The organism is Bacillus sp. AFS002410 (assembly GCF_002556365.1).
Taxonomy (GTDB): Bacteria; Bacillota; Bacilli; order Bacillales; family Bacillaceae_G; genus Gottfriedia.
Genome location: NZ_NUEU01000002.1, coordinates 287760 through 312247, shown reverse-complemented (window position 1 = coordinate 312247; position 24488 = coordinate 287760). Strand labels below are relative to the sequence as shown.

The 24488-nt window shown below is 32.2% G+C and carries 26 protein-coding genes; 22 read left to right on the top strand and 4 right to left on the bottom strand.

Annotation, left to right across the window (positions count from 1 at the left end):
- The first annotated feature begins 106 nt into the window (after positions 1-106).
- Both CN692_RS03470 and CN692_RS03465 read left to right on the top strand, forming a co-directional pair.
- Positions 107-568 (top strand): pyridoxamine 5'-phosphate oxidase family protein, encoded by a 462-nt coding sequence (locus CN692_RS03470; RefSeq protein WP_098117700.1) that lies wholly within the window; start codon positions 107-109, stop codon positions 566-568.
- A gap of 143 nt (positions 569-711) precedes the next feature.
- A complete protein-coding gene (locus CN692_RS03465) occupies positions 712-2040 on the top strand; it encodes a PhoH family protein (protein WP_098117699.1) in 1329 nt (442 codons plus the stop codon).
- 60 nt (positions 2041-2100) lie between these two features.
- On the opposite strand, the gene CN692_RS03460 is transcribed toward CN692_RS03465, so the two are convergent.
- Positions 2101-2589, bottom strand: coding sequence for a hypothetical protein (locus CN692_RS03460; RefSeq protein ID WP_098117697.1), 489 nt, complete (start codon positions 2587-2589; stop codon positions 2101-2103).
- A 352-nt stretch (positions 2590-2941) separates the two neighbouring features.
- Between CN692_RS03460 and CN692_RS03455 the strand changes: the two genes are divergently transcribed.
- From CN692_RS03455 to pyc, 4 genes are all read left to right on the top strand, one after another.
- Positions 2942-3337: a hypothetical protein gene (locus tag CN692_RS03455; RefSeq protein WP_098117696.1), complete on the top strand. Its 396-nt coding sequence runs from the start codon at positions 2942-2944 to the stop codon at positions 3335-3337.
- A 512-nt stretch (positions 3338-3849) separates the two neighbouring features.
- The gene (locus CN692_RS03450; RefSeq protein WP_098117694.1) at positions 3850-4140 is read left to right on the top strand and encodes a YlaN family protein; all 291 of its coding nucleotides are present in this window, start codon (positions 3850-3852) and stop codon (positions 4138-4140) included.
- A gap of 175 nt (positions 4141-4315) precedes the next feature.
- Positions 4316-5458, top strand: coding sequence for an FtsW/RodA/SpoVE family cell cycle protein (locus CN692_RS03445; RefSeq protein ID WP_098117693.1), 1143 nt, complete (start codon positions 4316-4318; stop codon positions 5456-5458).
- A gap of 80 nt (positions 5459-5538) precedes the next feature.
- Entirely contained in the window at positions 5539-8988 is a 3450-nt protein-coding gene (gene pyc, locus CN692_RS03440) for a pyruvate carboxylase (RefSeq protein ID WP_098117692.1), read from the top strand.
- Between the two features lie 124 nt (positions 8989-9112).
- On the opposite strand, the gene CN692_RS03435 is transcribed toward pyc, so the two are convergent.
- Positions 9113-10048 carry a COX15/CtaA family protein gene (locus tag CN692_RS03435; RefSeq protein WP_098117691.1) on the bottom strand — a complete coding sequence of 312 codons (936 nt, stop codon included), beginning with the start codon at positions 10046-10048 and terminating at the stop codon, positions 9113-9115.
- 398 nt (positions 10049-10446) lie between these two features.
- Between CN692_RS03435 and cyoE the strand changes: the two genes are divergently transcribed.
- The 9 genes from cyoE (at position 10447) to CN692_RS03390 (ending at position 18648) form a co-directional block, all read left to right on the top strand.
- Entirely contained in the window at positions 10447-11367 is a 921-nt protein-coding gene (gene cyoE / locus CN692_RS03430; RefSeq protein WP_098117690.1) for a heme o synthase, read from the top strand.
- 96 nt (positions 11368-11463) lie between these two features.
- The gene (gene coxB, locus CN692_RS03425; RefSeq protein ID WP_098117688.1) at positions 11464-12504 is read left to right on the top strand and encodes a cytochrome c oxidase subunit II; all 1041 of its coding nucleotides are present in this window, start codon (positions 11464-11466) and stop codon (positions 12502-12504) included.
- A 32-nt stretch (positions 12505-12536) separates the two neighbouring features.
- Complete coding sequence (ctaD, locus tag CN692_RS03420; protein WP_098117687.1) at positions 12537-14393, top strand: cytochrome c oxidase subunit I; 1857 nt, start codon at positions 12537-12539, stop codon at positions 14391-14393.
- Entirely contained in the window at positions 14393-15013 is a 621-nt protein-coding gene (ctaE, locus tag CN692_RS03415; protein ID WP_098117685.1) for a cytochrome c oxidase subunit III, read from the top strand. Before ctaD ends, ctaE begins: the two co-directional genes overlap by 1 nt.
- Before the next feature lie 4 nt (positions 15014-15017).
- Complete coding sequence (gene ctaF / locus CN692_RS03410; RefSeq protein WP_098117684.1) at positions 15018-15353, top strand: cytochrome c oxidase subunit IVB; 336 nt, start codon at positions 15018-15020, stop codon at positions 15351-15353.
- Between the two features lie 256 nt (positions 15354-15609).
- On the top strand, positions 15610-16116 hold the full coding sequence (locus tag CN692_RS03405) for a LysR family transcriptional regulator (RefSeq protein ID WP_098117682.1): 507 nt from the start codon (positions 15610-15612) through the stop codon (positions 16114-16116).
- 76 nt (positions 16117-16192) lie between these two features.
- Positions 16193-16513 (top strand): hypothetical protein, encoded by a 321-nt coding sequence (locus tag CN692_RS03400; RefSeq protein ID WP_098117680.1) that lies wholly within the window; start codon positions 16193-16195, stop codon positions 16511-16513.
- Positions 16514-17272: 759 nt separating this feature from the next.
- Positions 17273-18172 carry a cytochrome c oxidase assembly factor CtaG gene (gene ctaG, locus CN692_RS03395; protein ID WP_098117679.1) on the top strand — a complete coding sequence of 300 codons (900 nt, stop codon included), beginning with the start codon at positions 17273-17275 and terminating at the stop codon, positions 18170-18172.
- 11 nt (positions 18173-18183) lie between these two features.
- A complete protein-coding gene (locus CN692_RS03390; protein ID WP_098117678.1) occupies positions 18184-18648 on the top strand; it encodes a DUF420 domain-containing protein in 465 nt (154 codons plus the stop codon).
- A gap of 58 nt (positions 18649-18706) precedes the next feature.
- Here CN692_RS03390 and CN692_RS03385 read toward each other — a convergent pair whose 3' ends face one another.
- Complete coding sequence (locus tag CN692_RS03385) at positions 18707-19078, bottom strand: YugN family protein (protein WP_098117676.1); 372 nt, start codon at positions 19076-19078, stop codon at positions 18707-18709.
- Positions 19079-19254: 176 nt separating this feature from the next.
- On the opposite strand from CN692_RS03385, the gene CN692_RS03380 reads away from it, so the two are divergent.
- The 6 genes from CN692_RS03380 to CN692_RS03355 all read left to right on the top strand — a co-directional run bounded on the left by CN692_RS03380 (position 19255) and on the right by CN692_RS03355 (position 23017).
- On the top strand, positions 19255-20298 hold the full coding sequence (locus CN692_RS03380) for a CAP domain-containing protein (RefSeq protein ID WP_098117674.1): 1044 nt from the start codon (positions 19255-19257) through the stop codon (positions 20296-20298).
- 116 nt (positions 20299-20414) lie between these two features.
- Positions 20415-20828 (top strand): YlbD family protein, encoded by a 414-nt coding sequence (ylbD, locus tag CN692_RS03375; protein WP_179865546.1) that lies wholly within the window; start codon positions 20415-20417, stop codon positions 20826-20828.
- An 11-nt stretch (positions 20829-20839) separates the two neighbouring features.
- Positions 20840-21130, top strand: coding sequence for a YlbE-like family protein (locus CN692_RS03370; RefSeq protein ID WP_098117671.1), 291 nt, complete (start codon positions 20840-20842; stop codon positions 21128-21130).
- 64 nt (positions 21131-21194) lie between these two features.
- A complete protein-coding gene (locus CN692_RS03365) occupies positions 21195-21767 on the top strand; it encodes a histidine phosphatase family protein (protein ID WP_098117670.1) in 573 nt (190 codons plus the stop codon).
- Positions 21768-21828: 61 nt separating this feature from the next.
- Positions 21829-22284 carry a YlbF family regulator gene (locus CN692_RS03360; protein ID WP_098117668.1) on the top strand — a complete coding sequence of 152 codons (456 nt, stop codon included), beginning with the start codon at positions 21829-21831 and terminating at the stop codon, positions 22282-22284.
- A gap of 460 nt (positions 22285-22744) precedes the next feature.
- Positions 22745-23017, top strand: a complete 273-nt coding sequence (locus tag CN692_RS03355) for a YlbG family protein (RefSeq protein WP_098117667.1) — start codon at positions 22745-22747, stop codon at positions 23015-23017.
- A gap of 140 nt (positions 23018-23157) precedes the next feature.
- Here CN692_RS03355 and CN692_RS03350 read toward each other — a convergent pair whose 3' ends face one another.
- The gene (locus CN692_RS03350) at positions 23158-23547 is read right to left on the bottom strand and encodes a DUF7147 family protein (protein WP_098117665.1); all 390 of its coding nucleotides are present in this window, start codon (positions 23545-23547) and stop codon (positions 23158-23160) included.
- A gap of 367 nt (positions 23548-23914) precedes the next feature.
- Here CN692_RS03350 and rsmD point away from each other — a divergent pair, with 367 nt between their 5' ends.
- Positions 23915-24472: a 16S rRNA (guanine(966)-N(2))-methyltransferase RsmD gene (gene rsmD, locus CN692_RS03345; protein ID WP_098117663.1), complete on the top strand. Its 558-nt coding sequence runs from the start codon at positions 23915-23917 to the stop codon at positions 24470-24472.
- The last annotated feature ends 16 nt before the right edge of the window (positions 24473-24488 follow it).

Here is a 24488-nt window from a genome sequence, read left to right as displayed (position 1 = left end):
ACAGGTTTTAGAATATATTTTTAGAAAACAGTGGTTTTAGCAGGAAGTTTTAAAAAAACTTTGAATTATATTAGTATACTCTTTATTTAAAGGAGATGAAATAGTGATGGCAAACAGTATTGAGAAAACATTGTCACCGGGTTTGTTTGAAGACTGCAATAAAGAAAAGATTGTTTTTTTAAGTACATTTAACACCGAAAAGAAAGTTCCAATTATGAATGCAATTTCTTGGTTTACTGCTTTAGATGAAAAAACAATTCGTTTTGCTGTAGATCAAAGATCCGCAATTTTATCGAATATTGAAGCAGTTAATGGAGTGTCATTCAGCTTATTTTCAAATGAGGCAGTTTACAATATTTCTGGTAACGCAAAAATTCTAACGAAGCAAATGCCTGGGATACCGTTGAAATTAGCTTGTATAGAAGTAGATATTAATGAAGTGAAAAATATATTGTTTTATGGATCTAAAATAACAGCCGAACCTGAATATGCAAAAACATACGATGAAAGGGCGGCAAAAAAGTTAGATGTAGCTGTTTTAAACGGACTAAGATCCTTTGAACATTAAAAACTATTCTAAAGTAGAGAGAGTTTCATATAATATATAAACGGTTCGTCCATTCTTCGACAATTAACAAAAGGTAAGAACAATCAATTTAGAAATAAATTTAATGATTCTATTCTGAGTTATTTGAGTCAGGAGGTTAAGGATTGAGTAAAATATATGTTCTCGACACCAATGTACTATTGCAAGATCCACTAGCAATCTTTTCATTTGAAGATAACGAAGTAGTTGTACCAGCTGTTGTATTAGAGGAAGTTGATTCAAAGAAGAGATATATGGATGAAGTAGGTCGTAATGCTAGGTATGTATCCAAATTAATTGATAGCTTTCGAGAACTAGGGAAATTACATGAAAGTATTCCTCTTGAAAATGGTGGTTCGTTTAGAATTGAATTAAATCATCGTTCGTTTCAGCAATTACAAGAGATATTTGTTGAGAAAACGAATGATAATCGCATTTTAGCTGTAGCGAAAAATTTATCTCTTGAAGAAGAGGCAAAAGAAAATGGAAAAACTGTCATCTTAGTAAGTAAAGATACATTAGTTCGTGTTAAAGCGGATGCCCTTAATTTATTTGCAGAAGATTATTTAAGCGACAGAGTCGTCGAAGTCGACCATATTTATACCGGGTATTTGGAGTATTACATAAATACAGATTTATTAAATAAGTTTTACGAGAAGACTGAGCTTCCGGTTTCGGATATTGCAAATCATCCATTTTATCCTAATCAATTTATCGTATTAAAGGATGCTCTAGGCGGTAAAAGTTCAGCACTTGGCGTTGTTGATAAAACGGGAACAAAAATTAAGAAATTCGTTTTTTCAAACGAACATATTTGGGGTATTAGACCTAGAAATGCTCAACAATCAATGGCATTAGAATTACTATTACGCGACGATATCCCACTTGTAACATTAATCGGTAAAGCTGGTACTGGAAAAACATTATTAGCTTTAGCGGCAGGATTAATGCAAAGTGAAGACCTACAAAGTTATAAAAAATTATTAGTAGCTAGGCCGATCGTTCCAGTAGGTAAAGATCTTGGTTATTTACCAGGTGAAAAAGACGAAAAACTAAGGCCTTGGATGCAACCAATATATGATAATCTAGAATATTTGTTTAATACTAAAAAACCTGGTGAACTAGATGCTATCTTAGCTGGAATGGGCTCAATTGAAGTAGAAGCTTTAACTTATATAAGAGGGAGAAGTATCCCAGAGCAATTTATTATAATTGATGAAGCACAAAATCTAACAAGACACGAAGTAAAAACGATTTTAACTCGTGTTGGTGATAAGAGTAAAATCGTATTAATGGGAGACCCTGAACAAATTGATCATCCTTATCTAGATGAATACAATAATGGATTAACATATGTAGTTGAAAAATTTAAGGATCAAAAAATAAGTGGCCATGTAAAATTAATTAAAGGTGAACGTTCTTCAATCGCACAGCTTGCAGCTGATCTTTTGTAGAACCACAAGAATAAAAACTAAAACATCTTACCAGTTATATTTGGTAAGATGTTATTTTTGCTACAATATAATTTTCACTATTGAAGTAATCGGGTTATCCTTATTTGAACCATCAACAAAATACAAGTGAACTGGCCCATTTTCAGAAATTCGTTTACCATTGTATGAAAAGGCTAAATAACTTTCATATAGCACTTCAAAAGGTAATTTGATTACTCCACGATCTGTTTCAACTGTAACTTCTGAATCGCGACTTTTAGGTTTACTATTATCGATAAAATACGAAAATGGCATCGCATACGATTCCTTAAGCCATTCTTTTTTCTGAGTAGCAAATAAAGGACTATTATCAACCTTCGCACCTTCAACAATTTCACGATCCCAATGCTTTGAAACACTTTTAGTATATTGTTCAAGCTCATCAACCTTTTTTAATTCACCAGCTAACAAACTCTCTAATTTAACTTTTCTCTCATCAAAAATCCAAACACTTGGATCAATCGTCAACGGAAATTCCACGTTACCAGTTAATTGAAAAACTTCACTCATACTATAAAACCCCTTCTATGTACTAAGTCTCTTTATAGTGTACGACTATTCAATGAAAAAAGACAATCAAATGAACGGAAATAGGACTGAAATTCGTTTAAATTCATTTAACTAATTAAATATTCAGGAGCATAAAATCCAAGTTACCTATTTTAAGGGAATTCCATATTCATCAAATGTTTCAATGTATTAACAACATAGATGATCATTAAAGGATTCGATGGAATTAAAAATTATTTGTTCTTCAAGCTTTGATGAACATCATGAGACAAATTAATTCCCAATATGTAAAAAAGATTTACGTTTTTGTTAGGAGATATACTTACTTAGATTGTAGATAAGGGGGATCATGATGAATTCCATCATTACTAAAATAAACGAGAGTGATTGGCATGACTGGGAATTTGAAGAAATAAAAATAGATTACAGTAACGTAACAATAGTAATAGAAAGTTCAAGTACAAATAAAACAGTGGTTATTATAATTTGTAAGAATCATATCGGATTTGATTATATTGGTCATTGGGACGAGGCTGTTATTGAAGACATTAATATTGATACAGAAGGAGATTTAATAGAAAAATCATTATCCAAAATAAAAAGTAATTATGGAGATCAACCTAATACTATTGGAAATGAACGTGATTTTCAAGGTGAATGGTTACAAGTAAATATTCAACTAATAGATGGTGTTACTATTAAAGTTGTATGCCAAGATGTTGACACATTAATACTTAATTACAATTAAATCTTTTTCATTAAATGCATGTATTAGTTGTGCAACATAGTCAGCTTATAGTCGATTTTTCTATTGAGGTAAAGGGCAGTATAATATTGTCGCTAAGATACTTAGTTAATTAACCTTAATTTAGTCATAAAGATCAACATATTTGTTTAGTAGAGATAATAATTTGAATAAAAGATAAAATAGAGATTAATAAGAAGGTTGATTGGAGCGTAAGTTACTCGACTTCTATGAGGATTACGGGAAAACTAAAGACTTCGCAGGAATGCCTTGTGACCCTGTTCTAGCCCCATAAAAAGCGAACAACCGGAGCGGAAATCAAAATACATCTTTTCAGAAAACTAGCTAATTATAAATTCAGCGTTTTATTATCTAAGAAAACTTTAATAATTAAACTGTTGCAATAATAAAATTATCTAAATTACATATTTGCAAAACTTATGATTTAAGTTGATTTTTCCTTAAAAGAACTATAATATTAAATAGATAGCTTGTACGGAAGCGGAGGGAGAAAATTGAGGTCTGATGCTGTAACAGATTACAAAGATAAAGCATTTGAATTATTAAAAAAAGATGCTGAAAAGATTTTAAAATTAATAAATGTGCAACTTGATCATTTAACAATGCCACAATGCCCTCTATATGAAGAGGTTTTAGATACTCAAATGTTTGGTTTATCAAGGGAAATTGACTTTGCTTCTCGATTAGGTTTAATTGAGGTAGAACAAGGTAAAGAACTTCTTTCTGAACTTGAGCGACGACTATCTGCTTTGCATGAAGCGTTTACAGATCAAAGGAATAAATAATATTTGTAACAAAAGTTCAAACAATTAATGTTTGGGCTTTTTTTTGTGAATTTTTTTAATTGTTATAAGTATTAAATCTATTAATCTATGTTACAATGTTTTTATTTATAAAGGGAATTTAGGAAAATAGTTGAATACATAAAGTATAATTAATCAAAGCAGGGATGATTAAATAATGTTAAAAAAATATTTGAAAAATATTGATTATATGATTTTTGTGCCATTAATAATTTTATGTTTATTTGGTTTAATCATGGTGTACAGTGCAAGTTCACCGTTACCATCTATTAAGTATCAAAGTAAACATTGGCCAGATGATTATTTCTTTAAAAAGCAATTAATAGCTTTTGAAGTAGGGATGGTTGTATGTTTATTCTTAATGTTTGTACCTGCAACTTTCTTTAGAAAGCGTATTGTGATGATTTTAAATGTAGTAATAAGTATTGCGCTTCTTGTGGCTGTTTTACTATTTGGTGAAGTTAGAAATAACGCTAAAAGCTGGGTTTTTGGTATACAACCAGCTGAGTTAATAAAATTAGGCTCTATTATTCTATTAGCCGGTTGGTACTCAAAAAGACAAAAGAGAATAACAAAAAACTGGAAGATGCTATTTGCTCCATGGGTAATTGTAGCATTGTATATTATTTTATTACGATTACAGCCTGACACGGGTACAGCTTTATTAATTATAGGAACTTGTGCAGTCGTATCGTTTTGTAGCGGTTTTATTGTTAAAAGACTAATTCTCTTATTTGTAGGCGGGATTGGATTACTCTATCCATTAATTAGTATATGTATTAGTTTAGGTATTGGATTAACTGATGTACAAGTTAACCGATTTTTAGCATTCCGAAATCCTTTTGATTATGCTCAAGGGATTGGATTTCAAATCGTAAATTCGTTAATTGCATTTGCAAATGGTGGATTTACAGGAGTTGGATTAGGAAAAAGTATCCAAAAATTAGGCTATTTACCTGAACCACACACTGATTTCATTTTAGCGATTATCGGCGAGGAAACAGGTTTAATAGGCGTTATTGTTGTTATTTTATGTATATTTATGATTGTTTGGCGAGGGTTGCTAATTGCTCATAAATCAAATGATTCATTTGATTCATTATTAGCTACAGGAATTAGTGCGAGCATCGTGATTCAATCATTTGTAAATATTGGAGGAGTTACATCGTTAATTCCACTTACTGGTGTTCCTTTACCATTTGTAAGTTACGGGGGAACCTCATTAATCGTTATGCTCTCTATGGTTGGTATTTTAATGAATATTTCAATACGTAATAAGATTAACAAAGAAACTTTATAAATTCTTTAATCATGCATTTTTAAAAAGTTTATTCTTAATTTATTGATAATTATCTTTCATATAATACAGGAGGCTTAAAAATGACTTACACGAAACAGATTAAAAAAGTTCTAGTAGCTAACAGAGGAGAAATAGCAATTCGAGTATTTCGAGCATGTACTGAGTTAGGTATTAGAACAGTTGGTATTTATTCTAAAGAAGATGAAGGGTCATATCACCGTTATAAAGCTGACGAAGCATATATTGTTGGTAAAGGTAAAAAGCCAATTGATGCTTATCTAGATATTGAAGGTATTATTGAAATAGCAAAGAAAAACAATGTTGATGCAATCCATCCAGGTTATGGATTTTTATCTGAAAATATTAAATTTGCCCAGAGATGTGAAGAAGAAGGAATTACTTTTATTGGACCACACTCAAGACATTTAGATATTTTTGGCGATAAAATTAAAGCAAAGCAGCAAGCACTTAAAGCAAATTTACCAATTATTCCAGGTAGTAACGGTCCTGTTGAGTCATTGGATGATGTTAAGGGATTTGGTGAGACTTTTGGATTCCCAATTATCATTAAGGCTGCTTTAGGTGGTGGCGGTCGTGGTATGAGGATTGTACGTACAAATGCTGGTGTAAAGGATGCATATGAACGTGCAAAATCTGAAGCAAAAGCTGCTTTTGGTAATGATGAAGTTTATGTTGAAAAATTTATTGAAAACCCTAAACATATTGAAGTTCAAATAATTGGGGACAATCAGGGGAATATCATTCATTTATTTGAACGCGATTGTTCTATTCAAAGAAGACATCAAAAATTAGTTGAAGTTGCACCTTGTACTTCTATTACTGAAGAGCTTAGAACTAGAATTTGTGATGCAGCAGTTCAACTGATGAAAGAAGTAGATTATGTAAATGCTGGAACTGTAGAATTTTTAGTTTCGGGTAATGAGTTTTATTTTATTGAAGTAAATCCTCGTGTTCAAGTTGAACATACAATTACTGAAATGATTACAGGTGTTGATATTGTTCAAACTCAGATCTTAATAGCACAAGGAAATGGTATACATAGTGATAAAATTGGCATTCCATTACAGGAAGATATTCCAAGAATTGGATTTGCCATTCAAGCACGTGTTACGACAGAAGATCCACTAAACAATTTTATGCCAGATACAGGTAAGATTATGGCATATCGTTCAGGTGGAGGATTTGGAGTACGCTTAGATACTGGTAACAGCTTCCAAGGTGCTGTTATTACACCATATTATGATTCGTTATTAGTAAAAGTAACTACACATGCTTTAACATTTGATGGTGCTATTGCAAAGTTAAATCGAAACTTAAAAGAGTTCCGTATTCGTGGGATTAAAACAAATATTCCATTTTTAGAGAATGTAACGACACATCCAGATTTCTTGTCTGGTGAATATAATACTTCATTTGTCGATTCATCTCCTGAATTATTCGTATTTGCAAAACGAAGAGACCGTGGAACAAAATTATTAAATTATATTGGTAACGTGACTGTTAATGGATTTCCTGGAATATCTGTTAATGAAAAACCTACTTTTGATGAGATTATCTTACCAAATGTAGAGCATATTAAAGTACCTGAAGCTGGAACGAAACAATTATTAGACAAATTAGGTCCAGATGAATTTTCAAAATGGTTAAAAAATCAATCAAATGTGTTATTTACTGACACTACATTTAGGGATGCTCATCAATCGCTTCTGGCAACGAGAATTCGTTCAAAGGACTTAACTACAATAGCAGAACAAACGTCTAAATTATTACCTAACTTATTCTCTCTGGAAATGTGGGGAGGCGCAACTTTTGATGTTGCTTACAGATTTTTAAACGAAGACCCATGGGAAAGACTATTAAATTTAAGAAATCAAGTACCGAATGTTTTATTCCAAATGTTATTCCGTGGATCGAATGCAGTTGGATATAAAAATTATCCAGATAATCTTGTTAGAAAATTTATTGAAGCATCAGCTCAAGCTGGAATTGACGTATTTAGAATATTTGATAGTTTAAACTGGGTTAAAGGTATGGAAGTTGCGATCGATGCAGTACGCAATAGCGGAAAGCTTGCTGAAGCATCAATTTGTTACACAGGTGATATATTAGACCCAACAAGAACAAAGTATAATCTAGCTTATTATAAAGAGCTTGCAAAGGATTTAGAAGCAGCTGGTGCGCATATACTTGCTATTAAAGATATGGCTGGTTTATTAAAGCCTCAGGCAGCTTACAATCTAATTAGTGAATTGAAAGATACAGTAGATTTACCAATCCACTTACATACACACGATACGAGTGGAAATGGTTTATATACTTACGTTAAAGCAATAGAAGCTGGCGTTGACGTAGTAGACGTTGCAATTGGAAGCATGTCTGGATTAACATCTCAGCCAAGTGCAAATAGTTTATACTATGCTCTTCAAGGTTCAAATCATGAGACGAATTTAAATATTAATGGTTTAGAACAATTATCAACGTATTGGGAAGGCGTACGTAAATATTACACTAGCTTTGAAAGTGGAATGGTCTCCCCTCATACAGAGGTATACCAACACGAAATGCCAGGTGGTCAATATTCTAACTTAAAGCAACAAGCTAAAGGTGTTGGCTTAGGAGATCGATTTGAAGACGTTAAAGATCTGTATGGTAGAGTAAATCAACTATTTGGAGATGTAGTTAAAGTTACACCTTCTTCTAAAGTAGTTGGAGATATGGCGTTGTTTATGGTTCAAAATAATTTAGATGAGGATTCAGTTTACGAAAAAGGTGAAAACATTGATTTCCCAGATTCTGTAATTGAATTTTTTGAAGGTCAATTAGGACAACCTCATGGTGGATTTCCAAAGAGTTTACAACGTATTATCTTAAAAGGTAGACAACCGTTAACAGAACGAGCTGGGGAGTCATTAAAGCCGATTGATTTTAAAGATGTTGAGGAATATTTATTCCGTTCACTAAATCGTCAAGTTACAAACTTTGATATATTGGCTTATTGCTTATATCCGAAAGTGTTTATGGATTATCAAAAAAATGTAGAAAGCTATGGTGATTTATCCGTACTAGATACACCAACTTTCTTCCATGGCATGAAACTCGATGAAGAGATTAAAGTTGATATTGAGCGTGGTAAAACGCTGATCGTTAAATTAGTTTCAATCGGACAAGCACAGCCTGATGGAACAAGAGTGATCTATTTTGAATTAAATGGTCAGCCTCGTGAAATCGTAATTAAAGATTATTCAATTAAATCAACTGTCGTTCAAAAACGAAAAGGGGATGCTAGTAATCCGAACCATATTAATGCAACAATGCCAGGTACTGTTTTAAATGTACTTGTTAAAAAAGGCGATGTTGTTGAAAAAGGTCAAACATTAGCAATAACTGAGGCAATGAAAATGGAAACAACTGTACAATCACCATTTACAGGCGTTATAAGAGACATTTTAATCGCTTCTGGAGAAGGTATTTCTACAGGTGATCTATTAATTGAGTTAGAACAAAGATAATTAACGAACGAGTTTAAGAGTACTTGGGCAGGAACTTTACACCCAAGTACTCTTTGCTTTGTTAATTTTTGAAATGAATGAAAAAAGGTATTTCTTCTACGTAGCTGTAGAAGAAATACCTTTTTTATGAGATGTTTTTATTTTGAAGTAAATGTGAATCTGAACTTTTACTTCTAGTACAAACTAAACTTTGGAAACTGAAAATCGCAAATAAGCAGGAAATTAAAATAACATGTGTTAAAGCTACATAAATGTTTAGATTTGTATAGATAATCATAGCTCCGCAAATCACTTGAAGCGTAACTAGGATAAGAGAAACAACCCATCCAAGATAAATACCACGTTCGTTTCGATAGTACTTAAATGCATGTACAAATGCGATCACAATCCATACGAATAGAAGAAAGGCTGCAAAACGATGTCCCATTTGAATCCATTCGTGGAGTTGAGTTGGAATACCATTGTTTACTTTACTGCAAAGCGGCCAGCTAGGACATGCTAAACTAGCATTTTCATGTCGAACAAGAGCCCCTGTATAAACTACTAAGTATGAATAAATCCACAATCCATAAGTATGAAATTTCATTTTTTTACCGACATAAAAAGTATTTCTTTGGTAATTACGGTCTTGTTCGAAAATTAATAAAGTCAACATAACTACAGCTGCGAAGCAAATTAGAGATATACCAAAATGAATTGCTTTAACTGCAGGGATTTGTCCCCAAACTACAGCAGCAGCTCCGATTAATGCTTGAGCTACTAAAAAAATACAAGATATAATTGCTAAAAACTTTGTTTCTCTTTTATGAGGAATCGTAATCCAAGCAAGCACTGCCAATAATAAAACAAATATTCCGGCAAGGCCTGATGCAGCTCGATGAGATAACTCAATTACAGTTTGAATCGTTAAATGATCAGGAATAATTTGGCCTTTACATAGCGGCCATGATCTACCACAGCCAAGTCCAGAATTAGTCTTTGTTACGAGTGCCCCACCCAATAAAACAATTAAAAGTATGAATGAGGTTATTAATGATACCCCTTTTAAAACACGTAGCAAAGTATACACACCCACTTTTATAAAATAATAATAATTTTAAAATTTATTTATTAAAAAAATTATTCTGCAAATAATACTTCTATATCATATAAGATTCCGACATAAAATTCAAAGGTAACCTTCATATTTAGACATAATATTTGTTTTTTCTTCGCTTTGAATGTATTCATTTCTAAAATATAGAAATAATTAATTTTATAATTAAATAGTATTTAGTATTGAAAAGATATGCTGTTTACGTTAAAATTTTTTTGAAACGTACACAATTTTGTCACATATTTATCACAAAAATTTCATTCAATTTAGTTTAATAGAAGTATATTTAAATTAATATTTCATTTTAACCATAAAAAAATGGGTATGAAAAATGAAGTTTTGAAAAAAAGAGGAGGATTGACTTGGAACAATTAGCTAATAATGTTTCTAACAACGGAGAAACTAATCATCCTTCTAGTTCACTAAAGAAAGATCTACTTTCTTTAATGAAAATAGGGATCGTAAACTCTAATATACTTACAACGTTTACAGGTATTTGGTTAGCAATCCAGATTAATGGATTAGATATATTGGATTCTTTACCAAAGGCGATTTTAACAGTAATTGGATCGTCGTTGATTATTGCAGGATCATGTGTAATCAATAACTATATTGATCGCGATATTGACCCGTATATGGAGCGAACTAAAAATAGACCAACTGTAACTGGTAACATCAAACCAAGTGTTACTATATCTATTGGTATTATTTTATTAATTCTTGGCTTCACATGTATGGCTTTCACAACTTTAATGGCTGTTGTATATGCATTTATTGGTGCATTTACATATATCGTACTATACACTCTTTGGACGAAACGTAATTACACGTTAAACACAGTAGTAGGTAGTATATCTGGTGCAGCACCCCCATTAATTGGATGGGCAGCAATCGATGCGAACTTGCATCCAATTGCTTGGATGCTGTTTTTAATCATGTTTATATGGCAACCACCGCATTTTTTAGCACTTGCGATGAGACGTTCTGAAGAATACAAAAGAGCGGGAATTCCAATGCTACCAGTGGTTTACGGATTTGAAATGACGAAACGTCAAGTGATGATCTGGGTATTATGTTTATTACCACTGCCATTTTACATGCAAGCTCTAGGTTTACCATTTATTATTTTTGCAACAATATTGAATATTGGATGGGTTATTTTAGGATTATATTGTTATAAACAAAAGGACGATCAAAAGTTCTCGAAATTAATGTTTATATACTCGATTAACTATTTAACTCTTCTATTTATGTCAATGATTGTGTTTACAATTTCGTTTTAATTAGGGGTATTACGGGGGATTTTTTTATTGTTTGTTTAATCTTATTTTTAAAATAAGAGTGAAACACTTTAAATTGAAAGAGGGGGAAGTATACTTATGAAACATTGGCGATTAGTCTCGCTAATTTCCTTGATAGCAGTTATTTTGAGTGCATGTGGACATGCAAATCAATCTACACTGAATCCTCAAGGTGAAGTAGCAAAAATGCAATACGATCTAATGAAGCTAAGTACGATTATCATGGTATTCGTTGTTGCTGTTGTAACAGTACTTTTCCTTTACGTGATCGTGAAATATCGTCACCGTAAAGGAGAAGAAAATATTATTCCAAAGCAAGTAGAAGGAAATCATATTTTAGAACTTCTTTGGACTATTATTCCTGTTATTTTACTTATCGTATTAGCAGTACCAACAGTATCACAGACGTTTAAGCTTTCAGATGAGAAGCAAATTACAAAAGATGAGAAGAAAAAGGATGCAATTGTTATAAATGTAAACGCTCATCTTTTCTGGTGGGAATTTGAATATCCTAATCAAAAATTTGTAACTTCTCAAGACATGTATATTCCGGTTGGGAAAAAAGTTATCTTAAACCTTAAAGGTCAAGATATCAAACACTCATTCTGGGTACCATCATTAGCAGGTAAACTTGATACAAACGTTGAAGGTGTAAACAAAATGTGGCTTTCAGCTGATAAAGAAGGTACATATAATGGATTCTGTGCAGAGTTTTGTGGTCCTTCACATTCATTAATGCAATTTAAAGTTAAAGTTGTAAGTCAAGCTGCTTACGATAAATGGTTGGCTGATATGAAAAATCAAAAAGGTCAAGCTGTAACAGCAGATGCTCAAGAAGGTGAAAAAATCTTCAAACAAAGCTGTATTGGTTGTCATGCTGCAGATGCAAATGATACTAGACCACCAGCTGCACGACTTGCTCCAAACTTAGCGAACTTCGGTGATCGTGATATGGTTGCTGGTATTGCTAAAAATAACGAAGCAAACATCAAAAAATGGTTAACTGATCCAGAATCAATGAAACCAGGTAACCTTATGGCAGGTAAATATGGTGATTTAACTTCAGATCAGATTGATAAGTTAACTGCATACTTAACTAGCTTGAAAATTGCAAAATAATTTAATGGATATGAAGCAAAGGGGGTAATACTGTGAGTTCTGTAGCGAAAAAGAAACCACTATTGTGGGACTACTTAACGACAGTCGACCATAAGAAAATTGCTATCCTGTATTTAATCGCAGGCGGATTCTTTTTCTTAGTTGGTGGAATGGAAGCGTTATTTATTCGTATACAATTAATTAAGCCAGACAACACCTTTTTAGTAGGTGATGCTTATAATCAAGTATTAACAATGCATGGTACAACAATGATTTTCTTAGCGGCGATGCCGATGATTTTTGCTTTCTTTAATGCGGTAGTACCTCTACAAATAGGTGCTCGTGACGTAGCATTCCCGTTTTTAAATTCTTTAGGTTTCTGGTTATTCTTCGTAGGTGGAGTATTCTTAAACTTAAGTTGGTTCTTAGGTGGAGCACCTGACGCAGGTTGGACATCTTATGCGACACTCGCTCTACAAAGTAAATCTCATGGTGTAGACTTCTACTTATTAGGTCTACAAATTTCAGGTATTGGTACATTAGCAGGTGGTATTAACTTCTTAGCAACGATTATTAACATGCGTGCTCCAGGGTTAACATACATGCGTATGCCACTATTTACTTGGACTGTATTTGTAACATCAGCACTTATTTTATTCGCGTTCCCGGCATTAACAATCGGGTTAGCATTATTAATGTTTGATCGCCTATTTGGAACAGCATTCTTTGATGCTTCATTAGGTGGTAACTCAATGATCTTTGAACATTTATTCTGGATCTTCGGACATCCGGAAGTATATATTCTTATTTTACCGGCATTTGGTATCTTCTCTGATATCATTCCGGCTTTCTCAAAGAAACGATTATTCGGATATTCTTCAATGGTATTCGCTACAGTATTAATCGGTTTCTTAGGATTCATGGTTTGGGCTCACCATATGTTTACTGATGGTCTTGGCGCAGTAGCAAATGCAATATTCGCTGTTGCAACAATGGCAATTGCAGTTCCTACAGGTGTTAAAATCTTTAACTGGTTATTAACAATGTGGGGCGGACAAATTCGTTTTACAACACCAATGCTTTGGTCAGTGGCATTTATTCCATCATTCGTACTAGGTGGGGTAACAGGTATTATGAACGCAGCAGCTCCTGCTGACTATCAGTTCCATGATAGTTATTTCGTAGTAGCTCACTTCCACTACGTAATCGTAGGTGGGGTAGTATTTGGTTTATTTGCTGGTGCACACTACTGGTGGCCAAAAATGTTTGGTAAAATTTTAAATGAAAAATTAGGTAAACTAACATTCGCATTATTCTTTATCGGTTTCCATTTAACATTCTTTATCCAACATTTCTTAGGTTTAATGGGTATGCCTCGTCGTTACTTTACATACTTACCAGGACAAGGTTTAGATACTGGAAACATGATCAGCTCAATCGGAGCTATGTTCATGGGTCTTGCGACAATTGTAATGTTAATCAATGTAGTTTATACAGCAATTAAAGGTGAGAAGGCAGATGCAGATGCTTGGGGTGTAGGTCGTACCCTTGAATGGACAATCTCTTCTCCGCCACCAGAATATAATTTTGCTCAAATTCCATATGTACGTGGATTAGACGCTCTATGGGTAGAGAAAATGGAAGGGAATGGCAAAATGACACCTGCTGAACCACTAGGTGATATTCATATGCCAAACTCATCTATTCTACCGTTCGTTATGTCTATAGGCTTATTTATTGCAGCATTTGGTGCAATGTATAATGATGAATTAAAGAACCATACAGCAGTTGGAGTATTAGCTCTTGGTTTATTCATCACTTTCGGTTCAATGTTCTTACGTTCTTGGATTGATGATCATGGATTCCATATCCATAAAGAAGATATAGCAGATGAGGGGGTTGAGGCATAATGGAAATGCAAAAGTTTACAGCTGAAACGTTTCCTCATAACCCTGAAAAAGCTACAGAAGAAGGTAAAAATAAATTCTTAGCATTCTGGCTATTTCTTGGTGGAGAAACTGTATTATTCGCATCATTATTTGGTACTTTCTTAGCATTAAGAAACTCTACTGCTGGTGGAGCTAGTGCTTCAGAAATGTTCGAACCTAAATTAGTATTCATTGCAACTATGTTACTTTTAACATCATCACTTACAAGTGTTTACGCAATGTACCACATGAAAAACTTTGAACACAAAAAAATGATGTTATGGTTAGGAATTACTGTTTTATTAGGTCTAGGATTTTTATTATTAGAAATTTACGAATTTAGACACTATATGCACGAATATCATTTTACAATTAAGAGTAGTGCATTTGGTTCTTCATTCTATACTTTAGTAGGAACGCATGGTGCCCACGTATTTGTTGGTTTACTATGGATCACTACTTTAATGCTTCGAAATGGCGGAAGAGGTTTAAATTTACACAACGCTCCAAAGTTCTATGTAGCTAGTTTATACTGGCACTTTATCGACGTAGTGTGGATTTTCATCTTTACAGTAGTATACTTAATGGGAATGGTGGGATAAGAATATGGGTGCAAGCTCTCATCAAGAACGAAATCAAGTTGAATTAAAGTATCATCGTCGTAAACATGCAGAAGAAATGAAGCAACAATTAATTTCATTCGCTTTAATGATTATATTAACTCTAGCATCATTTGCAGCAGTACTTTACCGTGATAAAATGGATCCATATTTTACAGTACCATTTATTTTATTACTTGCTGTTGTTCAATTAGTGTTCCAACTTTACTATTTCATGCACATGAAAAATAAAGGTCACAGCACACAAGCTTTCTTCCTATATTCAGGACTTACTGTTGCTGTTATTACACTATTGACATTCTTAACACTTATCTGGTTATGATGAAAAAAAAGGAAGTGAATTTTATTCACTTCCTTTTTTATTTTTAGATTTTTAAAGAAGATTTTTTTAATACTATATTTAAGTTTAAATGAAGGACTTCATGATTTAATCGTTTTTCTTGTTGATTGACCTACTCCAACTTTAGTTGCATAATGAATGTGTCCATTTAAAATACACCACTTTTTCCTGTTGAGAATGTATACAGTTTCAATTGAGTGAAAAAATAAATGTGTAAACTAGTATCCGAGGAGAAATTATGAATTTTGAGCAAATGGAATATATAGTGAAAGTTGCAAGTGAGAAATCTATACTTAAAGCTGCAGAAAAATTACATATAACAAGTTCGGGACTTAGTCAATCAATCTCTCAATTAGAGAACGAATTGGGAATAACTATTTTTAACCGATCAAGAAAAGGAACATTTCCTACTGAAGAAGGAAAGATTTTAATTAATAGAGCTAGTGAAGTCTTACAATTAATTAGTAAGTTAAATGAAGAGTTATTTGATTATAAAAACAACAAAAAGGTACATTTGAAAATAGTAGCTACTCCTACTTTTTCAACAGTACTTCAACGTGCATTGAACAGAATTAATGTTGAGCACCCTAACGTAACAATTGATATCGAGGAAAAAGATCCAGCATTAATAATGGAAACGATTAAACACACTGAGTATGACTTTTGCTTTTTCCCTCAAGATTTAGAAATATTAGAGAGTGAAAAAAATATTAACTATGATTTAATTCGGACTGATCAAGTTTGATCAAGTTCATGTTATTGTTAGTAAAAACTCCCCACTCTATCATTTTGAATTCGTAACACAAGCTGATGTATTAAACATGGAAACAGCATGCTATACCATCTATTCTAATTATTATTATTCTAAGTTAATTAAAAAGAATAAAAATAAAATCAAGTTTACTACAAACAGCATGAGTATTCTTACAGAGGCTGTTAAAGAACATAATGTATTTGTCTATTCAAATGAGTCAGGAGCTAAATTTCATCCGGACATTATCAGTGGGATTATAAAATCAATACCTTACAAAGAAAACAATGAATTCGTTTTTAAAGATTTGTGGGTCATCTATCCTAAAAATAAAAAACTTACTGACATAAGCAAAATATTTATCGAAATCGTTAAAGAAATAGCCACGTAATGATACGTGGCTCAAGTTGTTGAAAAAAGAGCTTGGCAATTAATCAACAATATTTATCAATTTAAAGGAAGCTATATGATGTTGATTTCCGCTACTGCTCGTTATCCATGGGGTGAGACCTTGGGCCTCCTTTAGCGCGCCTGCGGGGTCTTAGGCTTCCCGCATTACCCATAGGAGCCGGGCACCCTTTCGTTATAATATTTTATTACTCCGTCTGTTACCACTCTATCTAATAAACTAATAAATTGAACGTAGCCTTCTAACATTTATCTTCTTGAATATTTTAAAATCTGAAAAAGATAATAGAAACAAAGATTTAACTATTGACTGTTATATATTTCATCACTTAAGAGATACGAACAGATTCGTGTCTATTGTTTTAATTAATATTTTTCAAGTCAAACTAGCCATAATGTATTTAATTTATTGAAGACTAAATTGCATCTAACGAAGTTTGTTCAAGATATGTAATATAACATGGTTAGCAAGATACAATAAAAATCATTTAAATAAGCATAACGTTTTCACATAGTATTTTAATTTGAATAAAACGTTATTACTGTTATAATTTAGTAGTATAATAGTTTGGATAATTACATCAAATATTATATGATAGTCATAATGCATAAATTTTTTTTGCCTTGTAAAGGTTTTTGTTAAAAGCCCCAAAATCTACAATAATTTTACATAGTCCAATATTAATTTAAGCATTAGGTAAAAATAGTAAGTGTGAATAGAATAAATAAAGGGTGTGCATTCATGATTAACTTAGGGATGTTCGGGTTTAAAGCACTTTGGAGTCCGTATTTATTTGTGTTTTTAGTTTTAGTCACTTTGGGGTATTTTTACATAATTAATAAATACAAAGATAAAGAGCACATAACTGAAACTAAGCAAAAAGTGTATTTTATTCTTGGAATTTTGTTAGTTTATATTGCCCAAGGTAGTCCAATTGATTTAATAGGTCATATTATTTTTAGTGCACATATGACTGAAATGGCTGTTTTATATTTAGTTGCACCGATCTTTTTAATTATTGGTATTCCAAATTGGTTATGGAGAAACATACTTAAACCAAAGATCGTTAACATTTTCTTTACGATTGCTACGAAACCATTAATTGCTTTAATTATTTTTAATGTAGTATTTTCTATTTATCATTACCCACTTGTATTTGATACTGTAAAAACGAATACAGTTTATCATTTCTTATTTACAAATATATTATTTTTCATGGCAGTATTTATGTGGTTTCCTGTTATTAATAACTTACCAGATAGACAAACTTTATCCGATATTCAAAAGATCGGTTATATGTTCGGAAATGGTATTTTATTAACTCCAGCATGTGCACTTATCATATTTGCAGGTCATCCATTTTACGCAACTTATAATGATCCGGCAGTGTGGAGTAAGGCGATGGAATTGTGCGTATCACCTGATTTACTAAAATCGTTAAATATTTCTGGTCCAGAAGTATTTAACTTTATGTCTGCTAGAGAAGATCAGCAGGTTGGTGGAGTTATTATGAAAATTATCCAGGAAATAGTTTATGGCTGTGTTATAGGTTATAATTTTTTCAAGTGGGCTAGAAGAGAACAAAATGGAAATAAAATTGATCCAATCAGTAGTAATCCATTATTGCTTAAAAAATCGTAGGGGTGGAAATTTTGAATTCGTTACCAATTTTACCGACAATAAGTACAAGCTTTATTGTCATTAGTGCTATATTTGTTGCAATTGGCTGGTATCTTATTGCCAAAAGAAAAGTAGAGGCACATAAGAAAGTCATGTTCTTCGGTGGAGTATTTGCACTTGCATTCTTCATTATATACGCATCAAGAACAATCTTTATTGGGAATACTTCTTTTGGGGGACCAAAAAGCTTAAAACTGTATTACCACATATTTTTAGTTTTCCATATATTCTTAGCTACAACAGGCGGTGTATTTGGACTAGTATCAATTATTTCAGGGTATAAAAACAAATTGAAGCTTCATAAAAAAATTGGTCCAATTACAAGTATTATTTGGTTTTTTACAGCAATTACAGGTGTGATCGTTTATTGCTTACTGTACGTATTCTACAAAGGCGGAGATACTACTTCAGTTATTAAAGCTGTTTTAGGATTTTAAAAAAATAAAAGAGTGAGTAATGGAAGTTGTACTTCTTTTTACTCACTCTTTTTAATAATTATAGAATAATGAACTTACTTACAAGAGAAATTTGCTCTTCTGCTTTTTTAAGTAAGCTTTCACTTTTTTCAACGATACTTTCTGGGAAGTTCTCACCTTCACCGTATTCTACACCGTGCGGATAATAGTATTTACCTAAAAGTGGAGTAAGTAATTGGATTTTACCTTTACTTGACTCAACATGTCCTTCAACAGCGTACCCTTGAACACGTAGGTAGTATATTTCGTTACGTTGTTCAAATTTATAATCGTAAGTTACTCTTTGGTAATCCCATTGACCTGCAAGGACAAAGCCTAGTTCTTCCATGATTTCAGTTAATAAATTTACATTTACTACATGATTTTCTAAATTTGTATTCTCAAATTTCATGTTATTACCCCCTAAATTACTTAGAAAAAATCCCTACTAATATAATATTATCAATGACAATAATTAGCAATGAAAAGCTGATAAATGTATTTTAACTAATTTATATATTTTTTTGAATAATTTGGCTACAATGGATATATAAAGTTAGAGTTAACAATTGGGAAGGGAAGATATTAATGGAAAAACTTATAAAACTTTTCTTTTTTACAATAAGTTTTATAACGGTTTTTATGTTCAGCCCACTTATTAAAGAGTGGATTACCAATGTATCCTCGTTAAAACATTATCAAAGAGTTGAAGATGTGAATATGCCAATGATTGAAAACGCAAGTACTAAAAATGTAAAATATTCTGTATCTCAGTATATTGGTAAAAGCGAACAAGAAATCATAAAAAATTTTGGAAAACCGTCAAGAAAAGTTCCCTCTCAATATGACTATGATTGGTTAGTTTATGATTCAAATGCTTTAAAGTATACTCAATTTGGTGTACTCAACGGTAAAGTAGTAACAATTTTTGTTGCCGGTAATGATGTAGATATCTCACCATTCGTAATGGGAAGCCACTATGAAGAAACAATGGACAATGTCACAGTCCACGATAAAGTTTCATTTTCGATTTTAAATAATCAATATACTTTTAAATTAACACCGTCAGATTTACATGAACGACCTCTAGTATCATTAAGTAATTGTTTTGCTCAACTTTATTTTGACCGTTTTACTGGCAGTTTATTAGGTATTCGTTATTTATCACCTGAAACTTTAGTTAAACAAAAACCGTACGAGCTAATTTATAGTGGAAATTTAATAAACGCCAAAAAATTAAATACACTTCAAGAAGCAATTGTAGATCGTGAAGAGGAAAAACAGATATTTAATTTGACGAACGTCTATCGAAAAAGAATGAATTTAAGTACTTTAAAATGGAATAATGAGGCTGCTAAAGTAGCTCTAGGTCATAGTAAAGATATGGTTCAAAATAAATATTTTGATCACTACTCAAATTTATATGGCAGTTTATCTGATCGCTTAAACGATGCAAATGTTCCATATAGATTAGCTGGTGAAAATATTTCAGCTAATTATGTAGATGGTATTGCATCTGTTTATGGATGGATCAATAGTAAAGGCCATCGAGAGAATATGTATAAGAAAGAATATTCTACACTTGGTGTTGGTGCCTTTGATAAATATTACACTCAAAATTTTATAAAATAATGACTAAAATCAAGCAAAAGCGAAAGTTGGTGCTTGATTTTTTTATTTCCATACAAGCACAAAATTATTCATTAGACATAATTTTGTAGTAAATGCTTTTAATTGGAGTGATACGAATGGGAAATGAAAATAGTCGTCCATCGATCGAACAATTTAGGCAATTCGTTATGGAGCATCCGAAACTTCGAGAAGAAGTAAAAACTGGAAATAAAACATGGCAGCAATATTTTGAGGACTGGTACTATAAAGGTGAAACTCATGAGATGTGGGATGATTTTAGGAATGATGGTAACAAAAAGTCCGAAAAGAAAACTGCCAAAAAAGAAGAATCAGAAGAAGGGTATGTTGGAAAGGTCATTTCATTTGTAAAAAATTTAGATCCAGATCAAATACAAGACCATCTATCAAATGTAAATTCAACATTAACTAATATACAACAACTAATTTCGCAATTTAAATCTCCAGCTACTTCAACGAGTCAAAGAGAAGAAAAGCCAGCGTCACAACAATTTAATTTTAGACAGGATTGAGGAGATCTCTAATGAGAAAAGATATTTTAGAATTTCTTCAGAGTGAAGAAGATTATATTAAATATATTAGACAACAGCCTAAATGGTATCGTAAACTTGCTAGAAATCCTGAGCTAACAAATGAATTTAGACTGGCATCACTTGAATTCTTTGGTAAAACAATTCCACAACGAGTTGATAAATTGTCAAATCAAGTTCAAATGGCATCATTTATGATTGACATGTTCCAAGTATTTAAAGAACAGCAAGATGTAAGTAGCGAAACTTCGGATAATGAACCGAAGGAAGATAAAAAGGATTAATAGTTCAATCTGTCATAGCTTTTTGCTACAATGGAGAAAGCAAGTTTCGAAAGGAGTAGTAGTTATGACAGAAATTTGTTTAGTAAGACATGGACAAACTGATTGGAATTTTAACAATATTATTCAAGGAAGAGAAGATATTCCTTTAAATACGATTGGTAAGCAGCAGGCTAAGGATAGCGCACTATACTTAGGTAATCAAAAGTGGGACACAGTTATAACAAGTCCGTTAGTTAGAGCGAAGCAGACTGCAGCGGCAATTGCGGAGTTTGCTAAAATAGATGAAATAATTGAAGATGAGCGATTTTTGGAAAGAGAATTTGGTGAAGCAAGTGGAAAACCTGTTTCCGATTATCACGAAAACATTTATAATAATAATGTAGAAGGAATGGAAACAAACGAGGAATTAATTGAACGAGCATTTAACGCATTAAAAGAAATTGCTCAAACCAATGAAGGAAAGCGTGTTGTAATTGTTGCCCATTCACATACTATCAAAGCAATTTTACATGCAATTGATCCTGAAAAAGTTACTTTTAGGACAACTTTAAAAAATGCATGTGCGAATTTTATAGAATTCAAAGATGGAAAATGGAAGATAAATGAATTTAATATTTCTGATCATATAAAAGCTTAGGTCAAGTTCTTTTATTTAAGGATTTAAATGTGATATAGTTTACTCTTGGAGGTGTAAGGAAATGTATGCAACAATGGAAACCTTGCAACTTATTTCAGTCTCAGAAGAACTTGCTTCAATGATCGTACACTCAGATGTTGCAGATCAATATCGGGCTTCATATATTGCTTTAAATAATGATCTAACTGCTCAAGAGATCATTAGCCGTTTTACGAAAATGAAAGATTTATACGAGGATGTCCAACGATTTGGAAAATATCATCCAGATTATAAAGAAATTCGTAAAAAAATGAGTGAAGTGAAAAGAGAGCTACAATTAAATGATACTATCGCTGCTTTTAAGCAAGCGGAAGATGCAGTTCAGTTACTTTTAGATGAGACAAGTTATTTAATTGCTCAGTCTGTATCACCATCAGTAAAAGTACCTGCGGGAAATCCATTCTTTGTAAACACAGGTGGAGGATGTAGTACAGGTGGCTGTGGTACAGGTGGAAAGTGTGGATGTAAAACGAAGTAATAACATTTAAAAGGCTCATTATTTAAAATAGTGAGTCTTTTTTTATTTACGAAACCTAGTGCAATTGGCACAATTATTTCCACAACAAAACATTTTTTTATTTGGAACGTAAAATCGATGACTAAAAACATAATTGTTATTGTCTTTTCTGACAAACTCGACTCGATAAATTAGTTTGAACTGTTCAGTGATTTTTTTCGAGCAAGAAATAAGGTGTTTTTTTATGGATTCATCAGTAAGTAAATTGTCGGATTGGATATATAAAAAATTTGTGCCACAAATTAGTTTGTTTGAATAGTGGGTAATTTGTTTATAATTTGAAATACAGCTAAAAAATTGCTCCCAAACATCATCTAACATAATTTTCAATCCTTTCTAAAAACTATTTATGAAAGTTTCGTTGCAAAAGAAATTTGGGATATGATATTCTATTTTTAACGGATTTTTAAAGGAGAAAGCTATGTTCGTGCAAAGACAAGGTATTATTATTTATTTACAATCATTAAAACAAGCAAAAATGTTACGTAAATTTGGAAATATTCACTTTGTCTCTAAACGTTTGAAATACGTAGTCCTATATTGCAATATGGATGATATAGATCGAACTGTAGAGAGATTGAAAAAATTTCATTTTGTAAAACGAATTGAATTATCATATAAACCTTTTATTAAGACTGAGTACGAGAACTCAAAACCAGATGAAGCAAAGGAATATGATTATCAAGTAGATTAAAAACGATTGAATGGTATTGATTAATTTAGGAAGGGTAATCCCAAACTTAAATTAAAAAACCGTTCAATCGTTTTTTTTAGGCAGGGATAAGGGCCTTAAATCCTATTCTTGCATGCCTTCTTTTAGTTGCCTTAAGCCTTTTACTTCATCGGTGGTATTAAGTGGTTTAATCGGAGTATACCGATAATGTATTGATGGAATAAATCATTTTCATGAAATGAGCTAGAGTGTCTAATGTGTAATGTAATAATCTCTTTGTTTAAGGTTGTAGCTAATTCTTCACAAAGCTCTTCTCGCTTCGTTATTTTTTCTTCTTTTAGTGTAATACCCTCTCTACAATAATATATTGGTTGAAATTCCCCAATAGAAGTAGGGTTTAATATAACTGCAAATGAGCAGCATTTTGTGCCATTGTTTTCTGATGTTAATTTAAGAAGATGTTTAACTCGATCTTTTTGTGATGTAGCAATTTCAAAAAGTTCATATAGATCTGAGTATCCTTCTCCAATTTCAATCATGCGTTGAATCATGAGTGCTCCCCCTTAAAACATAAATACGATTATGTGTGTCTAAAATAGTGATGATGACAAATGCAACATTTATTCTACAGGATTCAGGCATAAAAAAAAACCCCGCAAATGCAGGGCCCCTCTTATTAAAGTGTAATCACTAAAAAAGAAGGCAAAGGGAGAGGAGAAACCGGAGGAAGAACTTATGGGGAAACGTAAGTCTTCTCCGCGGTTGGCAACAACATCAACTGAGATGTTGTTAAAGTTAGTTATTACCAAAGTGAATGATTTTATACATTAGTAGGAGAATATGGAAAGAAATGTTTTTGTTTCTGGAAAATTGTGATAGGATATTTTCGTAAAAGAAATAAATAGTAGGTGTAAATTTATGAGAGTAGTGTCAGGTAAAAATAAAGGTTTAAGTTTAAAAGCAGTTCCAGGAATGAGTACTAGACCGACAACCGATAAAGTAAAAGAAGCAATGTTTAATATTATTGGTCCATATTTTGAAGGTGGTATAGCACTAGATTTATTTGGTGGAAGTGGTGGGCTATCGATCGAAGCTCTAAGTAGAGGGATGGAAAAAGCAATTATCGTTGACCGCGAAATGAAAGCTATTAAAACGATTAAAGAAAATTTAGCAACTTGCAATCTGTCAGATCGTGCGGAAGTATATAGAAATGATGCTGAGAGAGCTGTTAAAGCCATTATTAAAAGAGAAATTCAATTCGATTTAATTATTTTAGATCCACCATATAAAAAGCAACAAATTGTTTCATTAATTGAAACTTTTGACGATAAAAATCTACTTGCCTTAGATGGGACTATTTTAGTAGAACATGCCACTGATATCGAATTACCGGAAAAAATAGGGAAATTTGAACGAACAAAAGCAGAAAAATATGGAATTTGTGGCGTATCAGTGTATCATACTTGTATGGAGTAATTTTAGGGGGTAAAAG